The 19,214-nt window shown below is 70.8% G+C and carries 16 protein-coding genes and 2 other RNA genes; 13 read left to right on the forward strand and 5 right to left on the reverse strand.

The annotated features are described in order from the left end of the window. Positions 1-6: 6 nt before the first annotated feature. Complete coding sequence (locus D2K64_RS00985; protein WP_157985677.1) at positions 7-231, reverse strand: hypothetical protein; 225 nt, start codon at positions 229-231, stop codon at positions 7-9. A gap of 100 nt (positions 232-331) precedes the next feature. Continuing rightward, entirely contained in the window at positions 332-1,270 is a 939-nt protein-coding gene (thyX, locus tag D2K64_RS00990) for an FAD-dependent thymidylate synthase (protein ID WP_120005774.1), read from the reverse strand. A gap of 126 nt (positions 1,271-1,396) precedes the next feature. On the opposite strand from thyX, the gene ssrA reads away from it, so the two are divergent. Beyond that, positions 1,397-1,728: a transfer-messenger RNA gene (gene ssrA / locus D2K64_RS00995) on the forward strand. A 103-nt stretch (positions 1,729-1,831) separates the two neighbouring features. Then, on the forward strand, positions 1,832-2,380 hold the full coding sequence (locus D2K64_RS01000; protein WP_120005776.1) for an SspB family protein: 549 nt from the start codon (positions 1,832-1,834) through the stop codon (positions 2,378-2,380). 51 nt (positions 2,381-2,431) lie between these two features. On the opposite strand, the gene D2K64_RS01005 is transcribed toward D2K64_RS01000, so the two are convergent. Next, positions 2,432-4,057: a helicase HerA-like domain-containing protein gene (locus D2K64_RS01005; RefSeq protein WP_120005778.1), complete on the reverse strand. Its 1,626-nt coding sequence runs from the start codon at positions 4,055-4,057 to the stop codon at positions 2,432-2,434. Between the two features lie 366 nt (positions 4,058-4,423). On the opposite strand from D2K64_RS01005, the gene D2K64_RS01010 reads away from it, so the two are divergent. The 5 genes from D2K64_RS01010 to D2K64_RS01030 all read left to right on the forward strand — a co-directional run bounded on the left by D2K64_RS01010 (position 4,424) and on the right by D2K64_RS01030 (position 7,889). Then, complete coding sequence (locus D2K64_RS01010) at positions 4,424-6,037, forward strand: fumarate hydratase (protein WP_120006715.1); 1,614 nt, start codon at positions 4,424-4,426, stop codon at positions 6,035-6,037. Continuing rightward, complete coding sequence (locus D2K64_RS01015; RefSeq protein WP_120005780.1) at positions 6,038-6,463, forward strand: RidA family protein; 426 nt, start codon at positions 6,038-6,040, stop codon at positions 6,461-6,463. Continuing rightward, the gene (locus D2K64_RS01020) at positions 6,463-6,867 is read left to right on the forward strand and encodes a VOC family protein (RefSeq protein ID WP_120005783.1); all 405 of its coding nucleotides are present in this window, start codon (positions 6,463-6,465) and stop codon (positions 6,865-6,867) included. The genes D2K64_RS01015 and D2K64_RS01020 overlap by 1 nt, the downstream gene beginning before the upstream one ends. Positions 6,868-7,008: 141 nt before the next feature. After that, the gene (locus D2K64_RS25300) at positions 7,009-7,362 is read left to right on the forward strand and encodes a hypothetical protein (protein WP_120005785.1); all 354 of its coding nucleotides are present in this window, start codon (positions 7,009-7,011) and stop codon (positions 7,360-7,362) included. Positions 7,363-7,637: 275 nt separating this feature from the next. Next, positions 7,638-7,889, forward strand: coding sequence for a ribbon-helix-helix domain-containing protein (locus tag D2K64_RS01030; protein ID WP_120005787.1), 252 nt, complete (start codon positions 7,638-7,640; stop codon positions 7,887-7,889). A gap of 53 nt (positions 7,890-7,942) precedes the next feature. On the opposite strand, the gene D2K64_RS01035 is transcribed toward D2K64_RS01030, so the two are convergent. Both D2K64_RS01035 and D2K64_RS01040 read right to left on the reverse strand, forming a co-directional pair. Then, a complete protein-coding gene (locus tag D2K64_RS01035; protein ID WP_120005789.1) occupies positions 7,943-10,864 on the reverse strand; it encodes an AsmA family protein in 2,922 nt (973 codons plus the stop codon). Next, positions 10,864-14,484, reverse strand: coding sequence for a hydantoinase B/oxoprolinase family protein (locus tag D2K64_RS01040; protein ID WP_202910402.1), 3,621 nt, complete (start codon positions 14,482-14,484; stop codon positions 10,864-10,866). The genes D2K64_RS01035 and D2K64_RS01040 overlap by 1 nt, the downstream gene beginning before the upstream one ends. A gap of 189 nt (positions 14,485-14,673) precedes the next feature. Here D2K64_RS01040 and D2K64_RS01045 point away from each other — a divergent pair, with 189 nt between their 5' ends. From D2K64_RS01045 to ftsL, 6 genes are all read left to right on the forward strand, one after another. Further along, positions 14,674-15,429 (forward strand): TerB family tellurite resistance protein, encoded by a 756-nt coding sequence (locus tag D2K64_RS01045; RefSeq protein ID WP_120005793.1) that lies wholly within the window; start codon positions 14,674-14,676, stop codon positions 15,427-15,429. Positions 15,430-15,554: 125 nt separating this feature from the next. Beyond that, a complete protein-coding gene (locus D2K64_RS01050; RefSeq protein ID WP_238383989.1) occupies positions 15,555-16,235 on the forward strand; it encodes an N-acetylmuramoyl-L-alanine amidase in 681 nt (226 codons plus the stop codon). A 34-nt stretch (positions 16,236-16,269) separates the two neighbouring features. Continuing rightward, positions 16,270-16,681: RNase P RNA component class A (gene rnpB / locus D2K64_RS01055), an RNA gene on the forward strand. Positions 16,682-16,971: 290 nt separating this feature from the next. Beyond that, on the forward strand, positions 16,972-17,445 hold the full coding sequence (mraZ, locus tag D2K64_RS01060; RefSeq protein ID WP_120005795.1) for a division/cell wall cluster transcriptional repressor MraZ: 474 nt from the start codon (positions 16,972-16,974) through the stop codon (positions 17,443-17,445). Then, complete coding sequence (gene rsmH, locus D2K64_RS01065; RefSeq protein WP_274379282.1) at positions 17,442-18,377, forward strand: 16S rRNA (cytosine(1402)-N(4))-methyltransferase RsmH; 936 nt, start codon at positions 17,442-17,444, stop codon at positions 18,375-18,377. Before mraZ ends, rsmH begins: the two co-directional genes overlap by 4 nt. Further along, positions 18,377-19,207: a cell division protein FtsL gene (gene ftsL / locus D2K64_RS01070; protein WP_120005797.1), complete on the forward strand. Its 831-nt coding sequence runs from the start codon at positions 18,377-18,379 to the stop codon at positions 19,205-19,207. Before rsmH ends, ftsL begins: the two co-directional genes overlap by 1 nt. The last annotated feature ends 7 nt before the right edge of the window (positions 19,208-19,214 follow it).

The following is a 19,214-nucleotide window of genomic DNA, read 5'->3' on the forward strand; positions in this document are numbered from 1 at the left end:
GCGGCGCTAGCCCCGCCCGCGCCCCTTGCGCGGCAGGATCGGGAGCGGCCGCGGCGCGGTGGCGCGGCCGAGGGCGAAGCCGCCCACCCCCACCAGCAGCAGCAGCGCGCCGAGGTCGCCCACCAGCGCATGCGCCAGCGGTACGCCGATCAACAGCACGGCGACACAGATTATCACCGCCAGCCAGCGGCGCCAGTGAAAGCCGGCCAGCATCGCCGCCGGCGCGCGCATCAGCCCAAGGCCGCGCGCCGGCCGGGCCTTGGGCGCGGACCGGCGGGCCGCAGCCGGCTGGCGTGATGGTCTGGCCGGTGCCGCCATGACGTGCCCGGCCTCAGGCCTCGCGGCCGAGCTGCGCCATCAGCTCGCGCCATTCGCGCTTGGACAGGCCGCTGCCCTCCTGCGCCACCGCCTCCCCCGCCAGCAGGCGCTTTACCACCGACAGCATCTGCGCCGACAGCGTCACCGCGCCGAGGCGGTAGTCCCGGAAGGCTTCCGCCACCGCCGGCACCCAGGCTTCCAGCGAGCGCAGCATCGCCTCGGCATAGACGCGGATCTCGTACTGGGCATGGGCGTCGGCACGCAGGCTGAGGAAGTGCAGGAGGTTGTTGAGGTCGCTCTTCCAGTACCACTGGGTGTAGGCGTTGAGCGTCAGGTTCATGCGCGCCAGCTCGCGCGCCAAGCCCTGCCGGGAGGGGTCCAGGGTATTGCCGGCCTCGTCGGCGTTCAGCATCTCCTGGTAATGGTCGTAATTGGTCATGGCGTCCTGCCGCAGCAGCGACAGAACGCGCGCTGCTTCCTCGCCCTGCAGCACGGCGCCACGGCCCTGGCGATTATCCGCGGATTGCGCCGCCAACTGGTCCGCCGCGGGCAGGTAGAATTCGCGGTCCATGATCGAGTACCGGGCGGAATACTCGTTCACGTTGGCGGTGCGGTGGCGGATCCACTGCCGCGCCACGAAGATCGGCAGCTTCACATGGTACTTGATCTCGCACATCTCGAACGGGGTCGAGTGGCGGTGCCGCATCAGGTAGCGGATCAGCCCGCGATCCTCGTTCGCCGCGCGGGTGCCGCGGCCATAGGACACGCGCGCCGCCTGCACCACGGCGTTGTCGTCGCCCATATAGTCGACCACGCGCACGAAGCCGTGGTCGAGCACCGGCACCGCCTCGTACAACATGGCTTCCAGCGCCGGCACGGTGGGGCGGCGGGTTTCGGCTGTCACCGAACGGGCCTCGGCGAGTTCCTGGAGCTGGGCATCGGTGAGGGCCATCGGGTCAGCCTTTGCAGTCGCGGAAATAGGGAGCCGCGCGAGCGGCCCGGCGCCTGCCCTTAGCCTGTCGGCCGGCTTCCGGCCACTGATTCCAGCCGCCGATCCTGAACGCTTTTCCCGCATCTCCCTCTCGCAATTTGGCGCGCTCCGGCCTATATCCGGAGCGCTCGCCTTCGGGCGGCTATGGCGATAAACGGCATGTGGAATAAGCGTTGCGGACCCGGGGGCAGTGCCCGGCGTCTCCACCAGCTTCAGGCACCTGGAATCGTCGGGTGCGCTTCTGGGGACGAAACAGGCTCGACGCGCGTGGTAAAGCCATGTCTTTTGCCCGGCATTGTACCGCCGTTATCGGGCTAAATCACAAGTGCCAACGATAATGGTCGCGAGACCATGGCGCTCGCTGCCTAACCATAGGTAAGCGCGGTCCGGGGGGAACCGGGCAACAGAATCCCCCCACTCAAGCTCCGCGCGCCATGATTTGTTCTTCAGCCGCATTTCACCACACGGCGTCATCCGGTATGGGTCGATGCAGATGACTGGCCGGCACCGGGGTAGAATTGCATGACCGAGGATACCAAGCAGGTCGAGAGCCTGCTGCCCTATGATCGCTGGACCGAGGACGCGATGCGCGAGGTGGCGCTGCGCGCGCTGGACCATGCGGGTACGCATGGACTGCCCGGCGAGCACCATTTCTACCTCACCTTCCGCACGGATCATCCGGGCATCTCCATCCCCAGCCACCTGAAGGCACGCTATCCGGAGGAGATGACCATTGTTCTGCAGCACCAGTTCTGGGACCTGAAGGTCGATCGGGACAAGGGCTTCGTCACCGCCGGCCTGTCCTTTGGCGGGGTGCCGGCGACGCTGGTGATCCCGATCGCCGCGCTGACCGCCTTCTGGGACCCGCATGTGCGGGTGGGGCTGCGATTCCCCTCGGCCGAGGCCACCACCGCGGTTCCCGTGGCGGTGCCGGAGCCGGTGCCGGCGCCGCCGATGGCGGCCCAGGCCGCGCCCGAGGCCGGAGCCGGCGAGGCGCCCGAGGAGGAAGGCGCGGCGCAGGTGGTCAGCCTCGACGCGTTCCGCCGCCGGCCGGCGCGCGACGGGGCCTAAGGCCTCCGCTTCCGTTGGCAGCCGCGCGGCTGCCGGCAGCCTGCGGCGCCGTCAGCGCTTCAGGATCGAGCCCAGGATGCCACGCACCAGGGCGCGGCCGATCTGCCCGCCGACCTGTGATCCCACCCCGCGGGCCACGGATTTGGCCAGGACCGCCGCAGCGCTGTCACGCCGCCCGCCACCGCCCAGGATTTCGGCGAGAAGGCCGCCACCCGCCTGCGGCTGCGGCTGCGGCGCCGGCGCCCGGCGGCCCGCCCGGCGCCGCGGCGCGTCCGTTCCGCCCCAGCTCGGCGTGGGCAGGCCGCCCCAGGGATTGCCGCCGCGCACCGGCGCCGCGTCGCCCCAAGGCGCGTGCGGCGTATCCGCCACGGGCACGGTGGCGGCCCGGTCCTGGAGCATCTCATAGGCGGATTCGCGGTCCACGGCCTGATCGTACTTGCCGCGCAAGGGGCTGGCCTCCAGGATCTCCGCCCGCTCCTCCGGCGTTACCACGCCCATGCGCGAGCGCGGCGGGCGGATCTTGGTGCGCTGCACCTCGCCCGGAATGCCGCCGGGCTGCAGGCAAGACACCAGCGCCTCCCCCACGCCCATGGCGGTGATCGCCTCCTGCGTGTCGAAGCCCTTGTTGGCGCGAAACGTTTCGGCGGCGGCGCGAACCGCCTTCTGGTCCGCGGCGGTGAAGGCGCGCAGCGCGTGCTGCACCCGGTTGCCGAGCTGCCCCAGCACCCCCGCCGGCACGTCGAGCGGGTTCTGGGTGACGAAATACACCCCCACGCCCTTGGAGCGGATCAGCCTTACCACCTGCTCCACCTTCTCCAGCAGCGCCTTCGGGGCGCCATCGAACAGCAGGTGCGCCTCGTCGAAGAAGAACACCAGCTTCGGCCTGGCGAGGTCGCCGGCTTCCGGCAGTTCCTCGAACAACTCGGACAGCAGCCAGAGCAAAAAGGTGGCATAGAGGCGCGGCCGCTGCACCAGCTGGTCGGCCGCCAGAACGTTCACCGCACCGCGGCCGTCAGGGGCCAGCAGCATCAGGTCCTCCAGCTCCAGCGCCGGCTCGCCGAAGAAGTGCTCGGCGCCCTGCTGTTCCAGGGTCAGCAGGCGGCGCTGGATGGTGCCGATGGTGGCCTTGCTGATCTGGCCGTAATGCGCCGACAGTTCCGGCGCGCGTTCGGCCACATGCGCCAGGATCGCCCGCAGATCCTTGAAGTCGAGCAGCAGCAGCCCCTCGTCGTCCGCCAGGGCGAAGGCGATGTTCAGCACGCCTTCCTGGGTGTCGTTCAGCTCCAGCAGGCGCGCCAGCAGCAGCGGGCCCATCTCGGACACCGTGGCACGGATTGGGTGGCCCTGCTGGCCGAACACGTCCCAGAACACCACCGGCGCGGCCTCGTAGCCGAATTCCGACATGCCGGTGGAGGCGGCGCGCTGCTCGACCTTGGGGTTCGGCTTGCCGGGGCGGCCGATGCCCGACAGGTCGCCCTTGATGTCGGCGCAGAACACAGGCACCCCGGCGCGGGAAAAGCCTTCCGCCAGGATCTGCAGGGTGACGGTCTTGCCGGTGCCGGTGGCACCGGCCACCAGCCCGTGCCGGTTGGCCAGGGCCAGGTGCAGCCATTGCGGTTCGCCGCCGGCCGCGCCGATCAGGATCTGCGATTCGTCGCTCAATGCGGTCTGGCTCATGCGGCAGGCTCCTGGCCGGGGCGGTGGCGTCCCTCTTTCGTGGCGCCATGCAGCCATGGCAAGGCCGGGGCTGTCCAGCCGCCGCGCTCTGCCGGCGCCGCAGCCTTGCAGGCATTCCCCGTTGGCTTGTGGTGCCGCCTGCGCTACCTCCCCCCGGAAGAGCGAGGCGCCGCGCGTCGCGACGCCCGAAGGCCGCGCCCCCAAGCCGCGGCCCGATTCCTGCCGGAGCGTCCGCCGATGACCCCTGACAACCTCCCCGCCGACAACATCCCCCCCGCCGCCCCGCTGGCCGATACGCCGATCAACGAGACCGACGCCGGCACGCCCCTCGCCGCGACGCGCCCGGAAAGCTTTCTGTACAGCCCGATGACGCCGCTCGGCGAGGACAAGACGCGCTACCGCCGCCTGCCGATCGAGGGCGTCAAGGTCATCGAGGTGGACGGCAAGAAGGTCCTGAAGGTGTCGCCCGGGGCGCTGGAGGAACTGGCCTTCACCGCCTGCAAGGAGGTGTCGCATTTTCTGCGGCCCGGACACCTGCAGCAGCTGGCCAACATCCTGAAGGATCCCGAGGCCAGCGCCAATGACCGCTTCGTGGCGCTGGACCTGCTGAAGAACGCGTCCATCGCCGCCGGCGGCAAGCTGCCCATGTGCCAGGACACCGGCACCGCCATCGTGTTCGGCAAGAAGGGCCAGCGGGTCTGGGTCGAGGGCAATGAGGAGGAGGCGCTGAGCTACGGCGTCCACCGCACCTACACCGAAACCAACCTGCGCTACTCGCAGATGGCGCCGATCTCGACCTTCGAGGAAGTGAACACCGGCAACAACCTGCCGGTGCAGTTCGACATCTACGCGTCCCCCGGCGAATATCGTGCGGACGAGTTCCACATGATGTTCGTGCTCAAGGGTGGCGGCTCGGCCAACAAGACCTTCCTGTTCCAGCAGACCCGCGCCGTGCTGCACCCGGAGAAGCTGCTGAAGTTCCTGGAAGAGAAGATCCGCACCCTCGGCACCTCGGCCTGCCCGCCCTACCACTTGGCGGTGGTGCTTGGCGGCACCTCGGCCGAGACCACGTTGAAGACGGTGAAGCTGGCCTCGACCCGCTACCTCGATGAGTTGCCGACGGTGGGCAGCAGGGCCGGCCACGCGATCCGCGATCCGGAGTTGGAAGCACAGATCCACAAGCTGACGCAGAACCTCGGCATCGGCGCGCAGTTCGGTGGCAAGTATTTCTGCCACGATGTGCGGGTGGTGCGTCTGCCGCGCCACGGCGCCTCCCTGCCCATCGGCATCGGCGTCTCCTGCTCGGCCGACCGCCAGGTGAAGGCCAAGATCACCCCCGAGGGCGTGTTCCTCGAGGAACTGGAGCACGACCCGGCGCGCTTCCTGCCCGAGACCACGGACGAGATGCTGGGCGGCCCAGGGGGCGGCGACGCGGTGAAGATCGACCTGAACCGCCCGATGGACGAGATCCGCGCCGAGCTGTCGCGACACCCGGTGAAGACCCGCGTCTCGCTCACCGGCACCATCGTGGTGGCACGCGACATCGCCCATGCCAAGCTGCAGGAGCGGCTGGATCGCGGCGAGGGCCTGCCGCAATACATCAAGGACCATCCGGTGTACTACGCCGGCCCGGCCAAGACCCCGGAAGGCATGCCCACCGGTTCCTTCGGCCCCACCACGGCGGGGCGCATGGACAGCTACGTGGCGGGCTTCCAGGCGGCCGGCGGCTCGCTGGTGATGCTGGCCAAGGGCAACCGCTCCAAGGCGGTGACCAATGCCTGCAAGCAGCATGGCGGCTTCTATCTCGGCTCGGTCGGCGGCCCGGCGGCGCGCCTGGCGCAGGACTGCATCCGCAAGGTCGAGGTGCTGGAATATCCCGAGCTCGGCATGGAGGCGGTGTGGAAGATCCAGGTCGAGGATTTTCCGGCCTTCATCGTGGTCGATGACAAGGGCAACGACTTCTACGACGGGCTGGAATAAATGACCCGCCGCCTGATCTCCTCCGGCAGCCGCTTCGAGGCGGAGATCGGCTATTCCCGCGCGGTGGTGGCGGGCGACTTCGTCCATGTCGCCGGCACCACCGGCTATGACTACGCCACCATGACCCTGCCCGAGGGTGTGGAGGCGCAGTGCGAGCAATGCTTTCGCAACATCCAGACGGCGCTGGCCGAGGCCGGCTCCGGCATGCAGGATGTGGTGCGCGTCACTTTTATCGTACCGCGCCGCGAGGATTGGCAGGCCTGCTGGCCGGTGACGCGAAAATGGCTGGGCGAGGTCCGCCCGGCCGCCACGCTGCTCCACGCCGGGCTGCAGGACGAGGCCATGCGGATCGAGATCGAAGTGACGGCGCAGCGCGTCCCTATCCTTGTGGACAGCGTGGACAGGAACGAAGGGGGACAGGCCTGATGCGGTTCGCGGTCGACCGGCTGGACCATTTGGTGATCACCTGCGCCGATCTGGAGAAGAGCGCGTCCTGGTACCAGCGCGTGCTGGGCATGGAGCGCGATGCTTTCGGCGAGCACCGCCGCACGGCGCTGAAGTTCGGCGGCCAGAAGCTGAACCTGCGGCCCGCCACGGCATCGCAGGAGGAATGGTTCACCGGCGTCGCCCCCGCCCCCGGCAGCCAGGATCTTTGTTTCGTGGTGGCGGTGACGGCTCAGGACGTGATCGCTCACCTGCATGAATGCGGCGTCACGGTGGAAGCCGGCCCAGCCCCCAAGGCCGGCGCACTCGGGCCAATCACCTCGGTGTATTGCCGCGATCCGGACGGCAACCTGATCGAGATCGCCACCTATGGGCCGGCCGCCTGACGACAGCGGCGATCCCGGCCGCAGGGCCGGATGGCACGCACCGGCGGCAGACCAGCCGCCACGGATGCGTCGCAAGGATGTCATAATTCGGCGCCGATCGCTGCCTATGATGGGGATTATGCGCTCCGGGAGGCCCGAAGAATGGCATTGTTTCGTTTCGCGATCCTGGCATCCGCACTGGGTGCGGCGCTGACGCTGGCAGCGCCCGCGGCGCAGGCCGATGGCTGGCGCCACCGCGGCCATAGCGGCGGCGCCGTTGCCGCCGGCATCATCGGTGGACTGGCCATCGGGGCGCTGGCCGGTGCCGCGATGGCCGCACCGCCGCCGCCACCGGTCGCCTATTACGCGCCACCACCGCCGCCACGCGTGTATTATGCACCGCCGCCGGTGGTCTACGAGGCACCGCCGCCTGTGATCTATTACGCTCCGCCGCCACCGCCGCCCGGCTACGACTACGCCCCGCCTCCGCCCTATCGCTACGGCTACGGATGGTGATGCCCGAGGACCGGTCACAGGGCCGGTCCTTCGGCCGCGACCCTTGCGAAACCAGGCATTGACCTGATCTCCCCTGCGACAAGGGGAGATCCGCGCATGGCCCGTGCCTGCACCGCATTCGGCCGCCGCAGCACCGCCGCAGTCTCGGTTGGCTGCTGCTCACCCTGGCGTACCGGGGTGAGTAGCCGCGCCCACGATCACCCTCGGCTCCGCGCCAGTCTTCGGTCCAGCATGCCGGTCGCCGCACCAGGCGCATCGGTTCAGCGAGGTGCCGGATGACCGGTCCGCACCTGCAGAAGCGTTCCTTCACCCTGGCGGGGCATCGCACCAGCGTGGCGCTGGAACCGGCCTTCTGGTCGGTCCTGGAAGCCCTGGCGCGGACTCGCGGCATGACCCTTTCGGCATTGGTTCAGCAGGTGGATGCCGGGCGCGACGAGCCGGATCTACCGCTGGCCAGTGCGCTCCGGGTGCATGCGCTGGTCTCGCAGGCAGAGATCGGGGCCATTTCCGGCGCCACCACGGGCTGACTGGTCGCGCGCCGGCGGCCGCCCGCATCCCGCGCCGGCTCGTGGGGCCGGCGCTAGCGGACCGCCCGCCAGCGAAGCCAGTCGGCCAGTTCCGGCACCAGCCGCGGTGTCGCGACGCTGCCCCCCAGGCGCAGGCCAAATGCCGGCGCATCGCCATCCCGCACCGCCAGTAGAAGGTTCAGTCCGCTGCGAGCCAGGTCCACCTCACCCATCAGGCGGGCACCCGGGGTTTCGGCAACGACGAGGCTGCCCTCCGTCACGCTGGCGCGCCCCGCTTCCAGGGTCACGGCCATGTTCAACGCCTCAAAGCCGGTGGCGCCATGCGTCAGCGCCTGCCGCAGCCCGCTCTCCACTTCCGGCAGCGCGGCTCCCTCAATGGCGGCCAGGGCAGCCCGCAAATCCAATCCTTCCAATACGCCGTTCCGAACCGTCACTCCGGCCTGGCCGCTCAGGGTCGCCATCAGGGCGGCGGGGCTGTAGCCGGCAGCACGCAGAAATGCCTCGGCATTTAGTTGCCCGGCGCGCAGATCCACCGGCAGGCCGCTCAGCGGCTCCGTCACCGTGGCGCCGCTGAGTGTGCCCTGCACCGCCAGGGCCGGCGGGCCGGCCGCGCCCTCGGCCCGCAGCGATGCGGCCAGCGTGCCGCCCGCCCAGCGCGCCTGCAGCCTGTCGAGCTGCAGGGTACCGCCGGTCAGGCGAAGCTGTGTGGAAGCCCCGTGCAACGCCGGCAGGCCCAGCGGCTCGACGCGCTGCGCCGTGATCGCCAGCTCTGCATCCAGTGCGCTGAGCGCGCCGAACTCCAGCGGCTCGCGGGAGGTCATATCGAGGCCCGGCAGCGGCAGCGTGTCGGCGGCCAGCTTTCCGGTGACGCGGGGCACGCCATCCCCCGTGACCGCCTGCACCTGGCCGCCCAGCCGAAGGCCAGCGGCGATCAGGTCGAAATGACTGGCCGACCATTCCTGGCGGCTGCCGGACAGCCGTAGCGCCACATTGCCGGCGAGCGAGAAGGAACCTTCCCCCAGCCAGTCCGGCGCCGGGAGCCGCCATGCTTCCTTCAGCAGCCGTGGCGCGCCCGGGTGGCGCAGCGTCAGCGAGCCGGCATAGCGCAGCGCCGGCAGGTCCAGCGCGCCATTCGCCTCGGCCCGCAGGTCGCCCAGCTCCAGGCCGCCCTGAAGCGCCAGGGCCTGGGGAGGGCCGTTGCCGGACAGCCGCAGCGCCAGCTTGCCCTCTGCCAGCGGCGGCAGAATGGCAGGGCTGCCGGCCAGCAGGGCGAGCAATGGCGCGCCGCGCTCGGCGGAGGCTTCCAGGGCCAGCTCGGCCAAGCGTGGTGCCTCGCCCAGCTGCGCCACGGCGGACAGCACGAGGTCGCTTTCCGCCAGGCGCCCGGCCACCCGGCGCGCCGTCAGCCGCCCGCTTTCCAGCGACAGGTCAGCGGACAGGCCGGCGATGGCAAGGTCATGCCAGCTGGCCTGTTCCGCCGAGAGGCGCAGATTGGCATCGACGCCGGCCAGGCGCGCCTGCACCTCTGGCCAGCCGGTTCCTGGCGGCAGCCAGCCATCCAGCGGCAGCCGCTCCAGGTTCAGCCCCAGCCCCATGGCCGGCCGGTTGCCCAGCCGCAGCGTGCCGGCGCCGGAAACCCGGCCGCCATCGATCGTGCCGACGAATTCCGGAATGCCGATCTGGTTGCCGTCCAGGGTGAGGCGGAAGCGCCCCTCCCCCTGGCGCAGCCGCCCCGGCGCGACGCCGTCCAGCGGCGCGCCAAGCGCCGCCAGCGTCCCGCGCAGGTTGTTGCCGTGGAACCGGCCGGAGGCCTCCAGGCGGCCGGGTGCCGCATTGGCGGCGGAACCGGCAGGCGCCGTGCCAGGCACCCGGCTGGTGGTCCCGTTCAACGTCACCTCGGTGTCGCCGGGCAGCAGGGCGCCGAAATCAGTCAGCGTCAGGCGGTCACCTTCCAGAAAGGTGGCCCCGCGCAGCCGGCGCAGCGTCATGCCGCGGAAGCCGGCGGCCTCGGCGGACAGGTCGAGGCCGAAAGGTAGAGGCAGCCGGCCAGATTTCTGCAATGCCGCGACCCAGGGGTCCAGCTCCAGCCGCCCGGCGCTCAACGCCAGGTCCAGCCGCGGCGCCGGAGCGACCCGCAGCGTCGCCGCGCCGCGCACCGGGGTGCCGTTAAGGTCCAGGGCCAGCTCGTCGGCGGTGATCAGCTCGGCGGTGACGGATAACCGGCCGCGCAGGCGGAAGCTGCCGGCAGGCGCCGGGATCAGCGCCGACAGGTCGCTGCCGCCTCCCTGCAGGCTGCCCTCGAAGCCGCCTTCCGGCAGCAGCACGCCACTGGCGGACACCGAGGCCCGGGCCGCCGTCAGCGTCAGTGAGAGCGGCGCCACGCCGTCAAGACCGGAGCGGCCCAGCGTGGCCGTGAAGCCGGCCTCCTTCTGCCGCCAGCGGAACTTGCCGTGGATGCGCAACGCATCATTGGGTCCGGAGGCCGCTAGCGTCGCATCCACCTGGTCCAGCTCGAGTCCGCCCATCTCCACCCGGCTGTCCTGGATGCGTCCTTGCAATCCAGTCAGCCAGGGCGGCGGACGGAAGGGCTGGCCCGGGCTGGGCGGCCAGGGCAGGCGGATCTCGGCGCCGACCACCGCGACCTCGCGCGGCTCCATCTGCAGCCGGAGCAGCGCCGGCCAGTCTAGGCGCAGGCGTAGCGCGCGGGCCTGCAGCGACACGTCGCCCTCCACGCCCCCGATGGTGACGCCGCCCGCTTCCAGCATCGGCTGCGGCAGCAGCGTCAGGCGCACCGGGCCCTCTAGGGTGACGGGCTGGCCGAGCCGGCCGGCGGCCAGGATAGCCAGCCGGTCGCGATGCTCGTTCCAGTCGGTCAGGCGCGGGCCGAGCCACAAGGCGGCCAGCACCAGCACGGGCAGCAGCAGAATAGCGATGGCGACGGCGCGATGCCGTGGCCGGGTTTCGGCAGGCGGCATCAGCCGGGCGCGTCTCCCCAGCCGCCGCCGCCCGGGGTTTCAAGGCCCAGCACCTCGCCCGCCTTCAGCTCGGCGCGGTCGCGGCCTCTCAGCGCCTCGGCCTCGCCACCGGCACGCTCCACCCATTGTCGGCCGGGAGCGCCGGGCATGCCCCCGTGCAGGCCGTGCGGCGGCACCTCCCGGCGGGAGGCGACGATGATCGCCGTCATCGGCTGAAGAAAGCGGATGCGCCGCCGCGCGCCGTCACCACCGTGCCACCGCCCCGCCCCGCCGGAACCGCGCCGGATCGAGAATTCTTCCAGCCGGACGGGGTAGCGCAGCTCCAGGATCTCGGGATCGGTCATGCGGGTGTTGGTCATGTGCGTCTGCACCGCCGAGGCCCCGTCGAAGCCGGGACCCGCGCCGGTGCCGCCGCACACCGTCTCGTAGTACTGGTAGCGATGGTCGCCGAAGAGCAGGTTGTTCATGGTCGCCTGGGCCCCGGCGCAGGCGTCCAGCGCCGCCAGCAACGCGTTGGCGGCAGCCTGGCTGACCTCGGTGTTGCCAGCCACCACGGCCGCGCCCGGCTTCGGGGACAGAAAGGAGCCTTCCGGCACCACGATGTCGAGCGGTACCAGGCAGCCATCGTTGAGCGGAATGTCCTCGCCCACCAGGCAGCGGAAGCAGTACAGCACCACGGCGCGGGTCACGGCCTCGGGTGCGTTGAAATTGCCGGGGCGCTGAGGGCCGGTGCCGGTGAAGTCCACCACGGCGCGACGGGCGGCACGGTCGACGCGCACGGCGACGCGCAGCGGCGTCCCGTCATCCATGGTGTAGGCGAACGCGCCATCCTGCAGCCGGTCCAGCACCCGGCGCACGGCTTCCTCGGCATTCGCCATGACGTAGCCCATATAGGCCCGCACCGTGTCCAGGCCGAACTGCGCCACCGCCCGGTGCAGCTCCTGCACCCCCGCCTCGTTGGCGGCGACCTGCGCCTTGATGTCGGCCACATTCACGTCCGGGCTGCGCGCCGGATAGGCGGCGCCGGACAGCAGGGCGCGGAACTCGGCCTCGCGGAACTCGCCGCCATCCACCAGCAGGACGTCGTCGATCACCACGCCTTCCTCCTCCAGAGTCGTGGAATCCGGCGGGGTGGAACCCGGGGTCAGGCCGCCGATATCGGCATGGTGGCCCCGGCTGCCGACAAAGAACAGGATCTCCTGGCCCGCCGCGTCGAACACCGGCGTGATCACGGTGACGTCCGGCAGATGGGTGCCGCCATTGTACGGGTTGTTCAGCGCCACCACGTCGCCCGGCTTCAGGGTCGCGCCGCGGCTGTTGATCACCGTGCGCACGCTCTGGCCCATGGCGCCGAGATGCACCGGAACATGCGGCGCATTGGCCACCAGCCGGCCTTCGGCGTCGAAGATGGCGCAGGAAAAGTCGAGCCGTTCCTTGATGTTGACGCTCAGCGAGGTGTTCTGCAGCACCGTGCCGGTCTGCTCGGCGATGCTCATGAACAGGTTGTTGAACAATTCCAACAACACCGGATCGGGCCTGGCGGCGGCGCCCTCGGCCACAACCGCCCCGGCGCGCGGCGCGGCGCGGCGCAGCAGCATGTGGTTGGCCCCGGTGACCTCGGCCGCCCAGCCGGGCTCCACCACCGTGGTGGCGGTGCTTTCGCGGATCAGCGCCGGACCGGCGATGCGGTCGCCGGCGCGCAGCACGTCCCGATCCAGCACCGGCGCCCGATGCGCCTCCCCGGCGGTGAACAATTCCACCGTGGCCAGCGCCGGCGGCGCCTCGCCCGCCGGGCGCGGGTCCAGGCGCGGCTCGCGCACCGCCTCGCCCGGGGCGATCACCTCCACCACGCAGGCTTCCACCAGCACCGGGCGGTCCGGGGTGGCGAAGCCGAAGCGGCGGCGATGCGCGTCGGTGAAGTCGGCCAGTGCCCCGGCGTGATCGCCGAAGGGCACCGGCAGGAAGCTGTCGGTGCCGGCGTAGCGCAGATGCAGGCGCGGCTCGGCGCGCAGCGAGGCCGGCTCGGCGCCCTGTGCGACCAGGGCGGCGCGGCCCCGCTCCGTCAGTTCCGCGACGCGCGCGCCGAGGCCCGGCATCGCCGCGGCGTCCAGCGGCGCCTCAATCGCCGCCTCCTCGATCACGCTCTGATCGGCGAGCCCCATGCCATAGGCCGAGAGCACCCCGGCGAAGGGATGCAGGAACACCGTTTCCATGCCGAGCTCGTCCGCGACGAGGCAGGCATGCTGCCCGCCGGCGCCGCCGAAGCACTGCAGGGCATGGCGCGCCGCATCATGGCCCTTCTGGATCGAGACCTGTTTGATCGCCTGCGCCATGTTGGCCACGGCGATGCGCAGAAAGCCCTCTGCCACCTCGCGCGGGTCTTGCTCCGGCTGTCCGGTGGCGGCGGCGATGTCGCGCGCCATGGCGGCGAACTTCTCGCGCACCACATCGGCGTCGAGCGGCTGGTCGGCCTGCGGGCCGAAGATGGGCGGAAAATGCGCCGGCTGGATCTTGCCCAACATGACGTTGGCGTCGGTCACGGTGAGCGGGCCGCCGCGCCGGTAGCAAGCGGGGCCCGGCACCGCGCCGGCGCTTTCCGGCCCGACGCGGAACCGCGCGCCGTCGAAGCACAGGATGGAGCCGCCACCCGCCGCCACCGTGTTGATGGCCATCATGGGCGCGCGCATCCGGACGCCCGCCACCACCGTCTCGAAGGCACGCTCGAACTGCCCGGCATACAGCGCCACGTCGGTCGAGGTGCCGCCCATGTCGAAGCCGATGATGCGGTCGAAGCCGCCCATGCCGGCGGTGCGGGCGGCGCCGACGATGCCGCCGGCCGGGCCGGACAGGATGGCGTCCTTGCCCTGGAAGCGGTTCGCCCGGGTCAGCCCGCCAGAGGATTGCATGAAGAACAGCGGCACGCCCGGAAGTTGTTCCGCGACTTGCTCTATATACTTACGCAGGATGGGCGACAGATATGCATCTACCACGGTGGTGTCGCCGCGCGGCACGATGCGCGGCAATGGCGAGGCCTGATGGCTGAGGCTGACCTGGGCGAAGCCGGCCTCCCGCGCCAGCATGCCGAGGCGCTGCTCGTGGCGCGGCTCGATCCAGGCATGCATCAGCACGATGGCCACGGCGCGGAAGCCGTCGGCGAAGCCTTGCGCCAGGGCGCGTCGGGCAGCGGCTTCGTCCAGCGGCTCGACCTCCGATCCGTCGGCAGAGAGACGGCCGCCGACCTCCACGGCGCGCTCGTGCAGCAATTCGGGCAGCCGGATGTTGAGGTCGAACAAGCGCGGCCGGGCCTGGTTGCCGATGCGCAGCGCGTCGCCGAAGCCGCGGTTCACCAGCAGCAGCACCCGCTCGCCCTTGCGCTCCAGCAGGGCATTGGTGGCAACGGTGGTGCCCATCTTCACCGCGTCGATCAGGCCGGCGGGAATCGGCGCGTCCTCGGCCAAGCCGAGGCAGGCACGGATCCCGGCCACGGCGGCGTCGCGGTAGCGGCCAGGATTCTCGGACAACAACTTGCGGGTGATAAACTTGCCTTTTGGATCGCGGGCGACGATATCGGTAAACGTACCACCCCGGTCGATCCAGAATTGCCAGCCCGCAGTGCCCATGCCCGCCTCCGCCCCATCCGCTTTCCGTGTGGCCCCCAGCCGCGCGCGGCGCAAGGGCTTCACAGCCGCTTGGGTCGAGCTGTGAAGGCACAGGAGGCGTCCCGGCGCCATGGCAGGCAATGGGGCGGCATGTTAGGGGTGTGTTGCAATGGCCATCTGGATGGCCAGTGGGGTGGGGGCAATTCAGCCTTGAGTTTCTGGGGCAAGATCCTGGGCGGCATGACCGGCTTTGCCATGGGCGGGCCGTTCGGCGCAGTGGTGGGCGCGGCTCTGGGCCATGCCGCCGAGGAAAACGGGCGCATCCCTGAGTTGGATGCCCGGCCCGAGGCGCTGGCCCGCATCACCAACCGGGAGCAGCTTTTCTCCATCGGCGTTATCGTGCTCTCGGCCAAGCTGGCGAAATCGGACGGTGCGGTGAAGCGGGAGGAAATCAACGCCTTCAAGCGCGCCTTCCGCATCCCGCCCGAGAACCAGCGCCATGTCGGCGTCCTGTTCGACAAGGCGCGCGAGGACGCCGACGGCTTCGAGCCCTTTGCCCGCCGCATGGGCGAGGTGTTCGCCGATAATCGCGCCATGCTGGAGGAAGTGCTGGCGGCGCTGCACCAGATCGCCCGGGCCGACGGCCCGATGACCCGCGGCGAGGCGGCCTTCCTGGCCAAGGTGCGGGAAGCTTTCCGGCTGGATGGAGCCGCCGGCGAGCAGGCGCGGCAGCAGGTGCCGCCACCCAGCCTGTCGCGCGGGCCGGATCCCTACCGCGTTCTGGGCATCGCGCCGGATGCGGGCGACGAAGCGGTGCGGCTGGCTTGGCGCCGCCTGATGCGGGAACACCACCCCGACAGCTTGGCCGCGCGCGGCGCCGCCCCCGATCTGGTGCATCGCGCCTCCGAACGCGTGGCCGAGATCAACGCTGCCTGGGATCGGATCAAGCGGGAACGCCGGCTGTGACCGGGGCGCCCCAGGAGGCTTCCCGGGCCTCGCTCGCCGGCGGCGCCTGGCGCGCCGCCACCGCCGCGCCGGAACACCGGCGACGGCCCAGTCCGAACCAGGATGATCGCCCGGCCGGCGAACCCATCGATACGCTGGTGCTGCACTATACCGGCATGCCCACCGCCCGCGCAGCCCTGGACCGCCTCTGCGACCCGGCGCCGCCGGAGGGATTGCCACGGGTGTCCTGCCACTACCTGGTGGAAGAGGACGGGTTGATCTGGCAGCTGGTGGCGGAGCATCGCAGGGCTTGGCATGCCGGCCGCTCCGCCTGGCGCGGACATTCGCCGCTGAACGGCCGCTCCATCGGCATCGAGATCGTCAATCCGGGCCATGAATGGGGCTACCGCCCCTTTCCCATGCTGCAGATGGCGGCGGTGGCCGAGCTGTGCCTCGACATCCTCGGTCGCCACCCGATTCCGTCGCGCAACGTGGTGGCGCACAGCGACATCGCGCCGGATCGCAAGCAGGACCCGGGCGAGCTGTTCGACTGGGAAGGCTTGGCCAGCCAGGGAGTTGGTCTCTGGCCCGCCGGGGTGGCGGGCGGAAACGCGGCGCTGTCGCCCGATGGCGCCGCCAGGGCCGCCGACCTGCTGTCCCGCATCGGCTACCCGCTCGATGCGCTGCGGCCGGATCTCGCCATCACTGCGTTTCAGCGGCATTGGCGGCAGGAACGGATCGATGGCCGGGCCGATGCCGGCACGCTGGCCCGGCTCGAAGCCGTGGCGGCGCTGGCCGAGGCGGCACCGGGCGAAAACGCCGGTTGACTTCCCGCCCGGCGCGGCACACACCCGCCCCGCGTCAGAGGGCCGGGCGGCCGCTGGTTCCGGGCAGGTCCCGGGGCTGGAGGAAAGTCCGGGCTCCACGGGAATACGGTGCCGGTCAACGGCCGGCGGGGGCGACCCCAGGGACAGTGCCACAGAAATCAAACCGCCGGGCCGGCTTGCCGCCCCGGTAAGGGCGAAACGGTGCGGTAAGAGCGCACCGCGCCCCTGGCAACAGGGGTGGCACGGTAAACCCCACCGGGAGCAAGGCCGAATAGGGGTGGCCGGCGGCGATCCGATCTGGATCGTGACGCGGGGGCGTTCCCGCCCCGCCACCCGGGTTGGCCGCGAGAGGCATGCCGTGAGGCATGTCCCAGAGGAATGGTCGCCCCGATTCTTCCTTCACCGGGCGGATCGGACAGAACCCGGCTTACAGGCCCTCTGACGCCTTTCCCTTCCCTGTCACGATTGATGGACCCGATCATACGGGGCTCGCATCTCGCCGTGTAATCGCATGTTTTTTCTTGGTCTCGCGCGCGCGTGATTGCGGGGTTTTCGCTTGATGACCCATGCCATCCCAGTTAGTCTCCACGTTATCCCATGAACGGTCCGGAGCTCGGGGGGGCGAGGGATCGAAAGCAGGGATGGTCGGGTGAGCCGGCGGGGTCGGGGGGCCCTGCCGGCCGCTTTCCGGCCAGCAGACTTGGATCATTGCCGCAGGGGGGCATGGCGGCTTTCGATGACCCGGTTCCTGGGCACGCATGTCAATCGGCTGGACCGGAAGGGGCGGGTCTCCGTCCCGGCGCCGTTCCGCGCCGAACTGGCCCGGGCCGACACGGACGAGCTGATCTTCGTGCCCTCACACCGTGAGGCCTGCATCGAAGCCTACACCAGCCGCGCCTTCGATGATCTGGTTGAGAAGCTCGAAAACCTCGATGAATTTTCAGAAGACCGTGAGGATCTGGCGGCGACGCTGTATGCCGACGCGCACGCCATGCGGCCTGATTCGGAAGGCCGCATCATGATGCCCGAGGCGCTGATCGCACATGCCGGGCTGCAGGACACCGTGGCCTTCATCGGCATGGGCAAGAAGTTCCAGATCTGGGATCCGGACGCCGCCAAGTCGCGCAATACCCAGGCTCGCGCCCGTGTTGGCGAGAAGGGCCTGACCCTGCCCGGCCGCGGCGCGGCCCGGCCGGAGGGCTCGGCGTGAGCGGCCATCGGCCCGTGATGCTGCACGAGGTGATCGAGCAGCTCGCCCCGCGCGACGGCGGGATCTATCTGGATGGCACCTTTGGCGGTGGCGGCTATGCCCGCGCCATTCTCGGGGCCGCGCGCTGCACCCTGCTCGCCATTGACCGCGACCCGGACGCCATTGCCCGCGGCGCCGCCCTCGCCGCCGAGTTCCCGGAGCGCCTGGCGCTGGTGGAAGGCCGCTTCGGCGACATGCTGGAGCTGCTGACGGCGCGCGGCGTGACCCGGCTCGACGGGGTGGTGCTCGATCTCGGCGTGTCGTCCTTTCAGATCGACCAGGCGGAGCGCGGCTTCTCCTTCCGCGCTGACGGCCCGCTCGACATGCGGATGGAGAAGAGCGGCCCGTCCGCCGCCGATCTGGTCAACCGCCTGCCCGAGGCGGAGCTGGCCGACATCCTGTGGCAACTCGGCGAGGAGCGGCATTCCCGCCGCATCGCCCGCACCATCGTTGCCGCCCGCCGCGAGGCGCCGATCGAGACCACCGGACAGCTGGTCCGCCTGATCCATTCGGTGATGCCACGCGATCCCTCCGGCATCGACAGCGCGACGCGGTCCTTCCAGGCGCTGCGCCTGAAGGTGAATGACGAGCTGGGCGAGGTCGAGCGCGGTCTCGCTGCCGCGGCACAGCTGCTGGCGCCGGGTGGCCGGCTCGTTGTCGTGGCCTTCCATTCGCTGGAAGACCGCATCGTGAAGCGGTTCATGCAGCAGGCGGCGGGGCGCGCGCCCGGCGCTTCTCGCCATGCTCCCTCCGCCATGCTCGGGCCGGCCACGAAGCCGGCCTACCGCCTGGTCACCACCAATGCCCTGCGTCCGGGTGAAGCCGAAACCTCGGCCAACCCACGCGCTCGTTCGGCCCGCCTGCGGGCGCTCGAAAAACTGGAGACGGCCTGATGTTCCGCCCCCTCACCGTGGTTGCCATCACCGCTTTCAGCCTGGTGGGCTGGCACGTCTACCGTGCGGAGGACGCCGCCGAGAAGCTGGACCGCGAGTTCCGCTCGATCTCCCGGCAGATCGAGACCGCCAAGGAGCGCACCCAGGTGCTGCGCGCCGAATGGGCGATGCTGAACGAGCCAGACCGGCTGCGGCAAGTGGCGCGCAGCCATCTGCCGCTGGAGAACATGACGCCGACGCAGTTCCTGCGCATGGCCGACCTAGAGAAGCGCCTGCCGGCCCCGGTGGCCTTTGCCGGCCCGGTGGATCTGTTCGGCCCCGCTCCCGAGGTGGCGATCGCCGCCGCGGCCCCGGCCATGGCGCCGCAGGTCACCAGCGTGGCGACCACGTTGCCTGTGGCCCAGGCGGCTCCGCCAACCCCGGCATCGCGCAGCGCCCCCGTTTCGCAGCCGGTGGCCGTGGCCACCGCCGAGGCGGCGCCGCGCCCGGCACCCCGCCCCGCCACTATGGCCGCTTCCCGCCCGGAGGCCCGGAGTGAGCCACGCCCCGAGGCACGGCCGGAACCGCGCCGTGTGGTCGCCGAGCCGGCTGCGCCCGCCGCCGTGCTGCCGGTGGCCCGTCCGCTGCGCCCCGCCGGTCCGATGATGGCCGACGCCCCGATGCGCAACGAGGGGCGGCTGCTCCGGACCGCCGCCGCGCAGCTGCCCATGGGCCGCGCCATGGCGGCGCCGCCGCAGGCATCGGCCCTGGGCTATGGCGGCAGCACCCTGGCGCCGCCGGTGCCGCTCGGCCGTCCCGTTCCCGTCGTGTCCGGCAACTGGAACCGCTGAGCGCCCC

Origin of the sequence: Teichococcus vastitatis (genome assembly GCF_003604215.1) — a bacterium.
GTDB lineage: Bacteria > Pseudomonadota > Alphaproteobacteria > Acetobacterales > Acetobacteraceae > Pseudoroseomonas > Pseudoroseomonas vastitatis.

Bases quoted from the DNA above. Each gene is read 5' to 3' on its own strand.
- thyX (WP_120005774.1), bottom strand. From the start codon at position 1,270: ATGGCCCTCACCGATGCCCAGCTCCAGGAACTCGCCGAGGCCCGTTCG.
- D2K64_RS01040 (WP_202910402.1), bottom strand. From the start codon at position 14,484: ATGGGCACTGCGGGCTGGCAATTCTGGATCGACCGGGGTGGTACGTTT.
- D2K64_RS00985 (WP_157985677.1), bottom strand. From the start codon at position 231: ATGCGCGCGCCGGCGGCGATGCTGGCCGGCTTTCACTGGCGCCGCTGG.
- D2K64_RS25300 (WP_120005785.1), top strand. From the start codon at position 7,009: ATGGCATTGTTTCGTTTCGCGATCCTGGCATCCGCACTGGGTGCGGCG.
- D2K64_RS01005 (WP_120005778.1), bottom strand. From the start codon at position 4,057: ATGAGCCAGACCGCATTGAGCGACGAATCGCAGATCCTGATCGGCGCG.
- ftsL (WP_120005797.1), top strand. From the start codon at position 18,377: ATGTTCCGCCCCCTCACCGTGGTTGCCATCACCGCTTTCAGCCTGGTG.
- D2K64_RS01010 (WP_120006715.1), top strand. From the start codon at position 4,424: ATGACGCCGCTCGGCGAGGACAAGACGCGCTACCGCCGCCTGCCGATC.
- D2K64_RS01030 (WP_120005787.1), top strand. From the start codon at position 7,638: ATGACCGGTCCGCACCTGCAGAAGCGTTCCTTCACCCTGGCGGGGCAT.
- D2K64_RS01020 (WP_120005783.1), top strand. From the start codon at position 6,463: ATGCGGTTCGCGGTCGACCGGCTGGACCATTTGGTGATCACCTGCGCC.
- D2K64_RS01035 (WP_120005789.1), bottom strand. From the start codon at position 10,864: ATGCCGCCTGCCGAAACCCGGCCACGGCATCGCGCCGTCGCCATCGCT.
- mraZ (WP_120005795.1), top strand. From the start codon at position 16,972: ATGACCCGGTTCCTGGGCACGCATGTCAATCGGCTGGACCGGAAGGGG.
- D2K64_RS01000 (WP_120005776.1), top strand. From the start codon at position 1,832: ATGACCGAGGATACCAAGCAGGTCGAGAGCCTGCTGCCCTATGATCGC.
- D2K64_RS01015 (WP_120005780.1), top strand. From the start codon at position 6,038: ATGACCCGCCGCCTGATCTCCTCCGGCAGCCGCTTCGAGGCGGAGATC.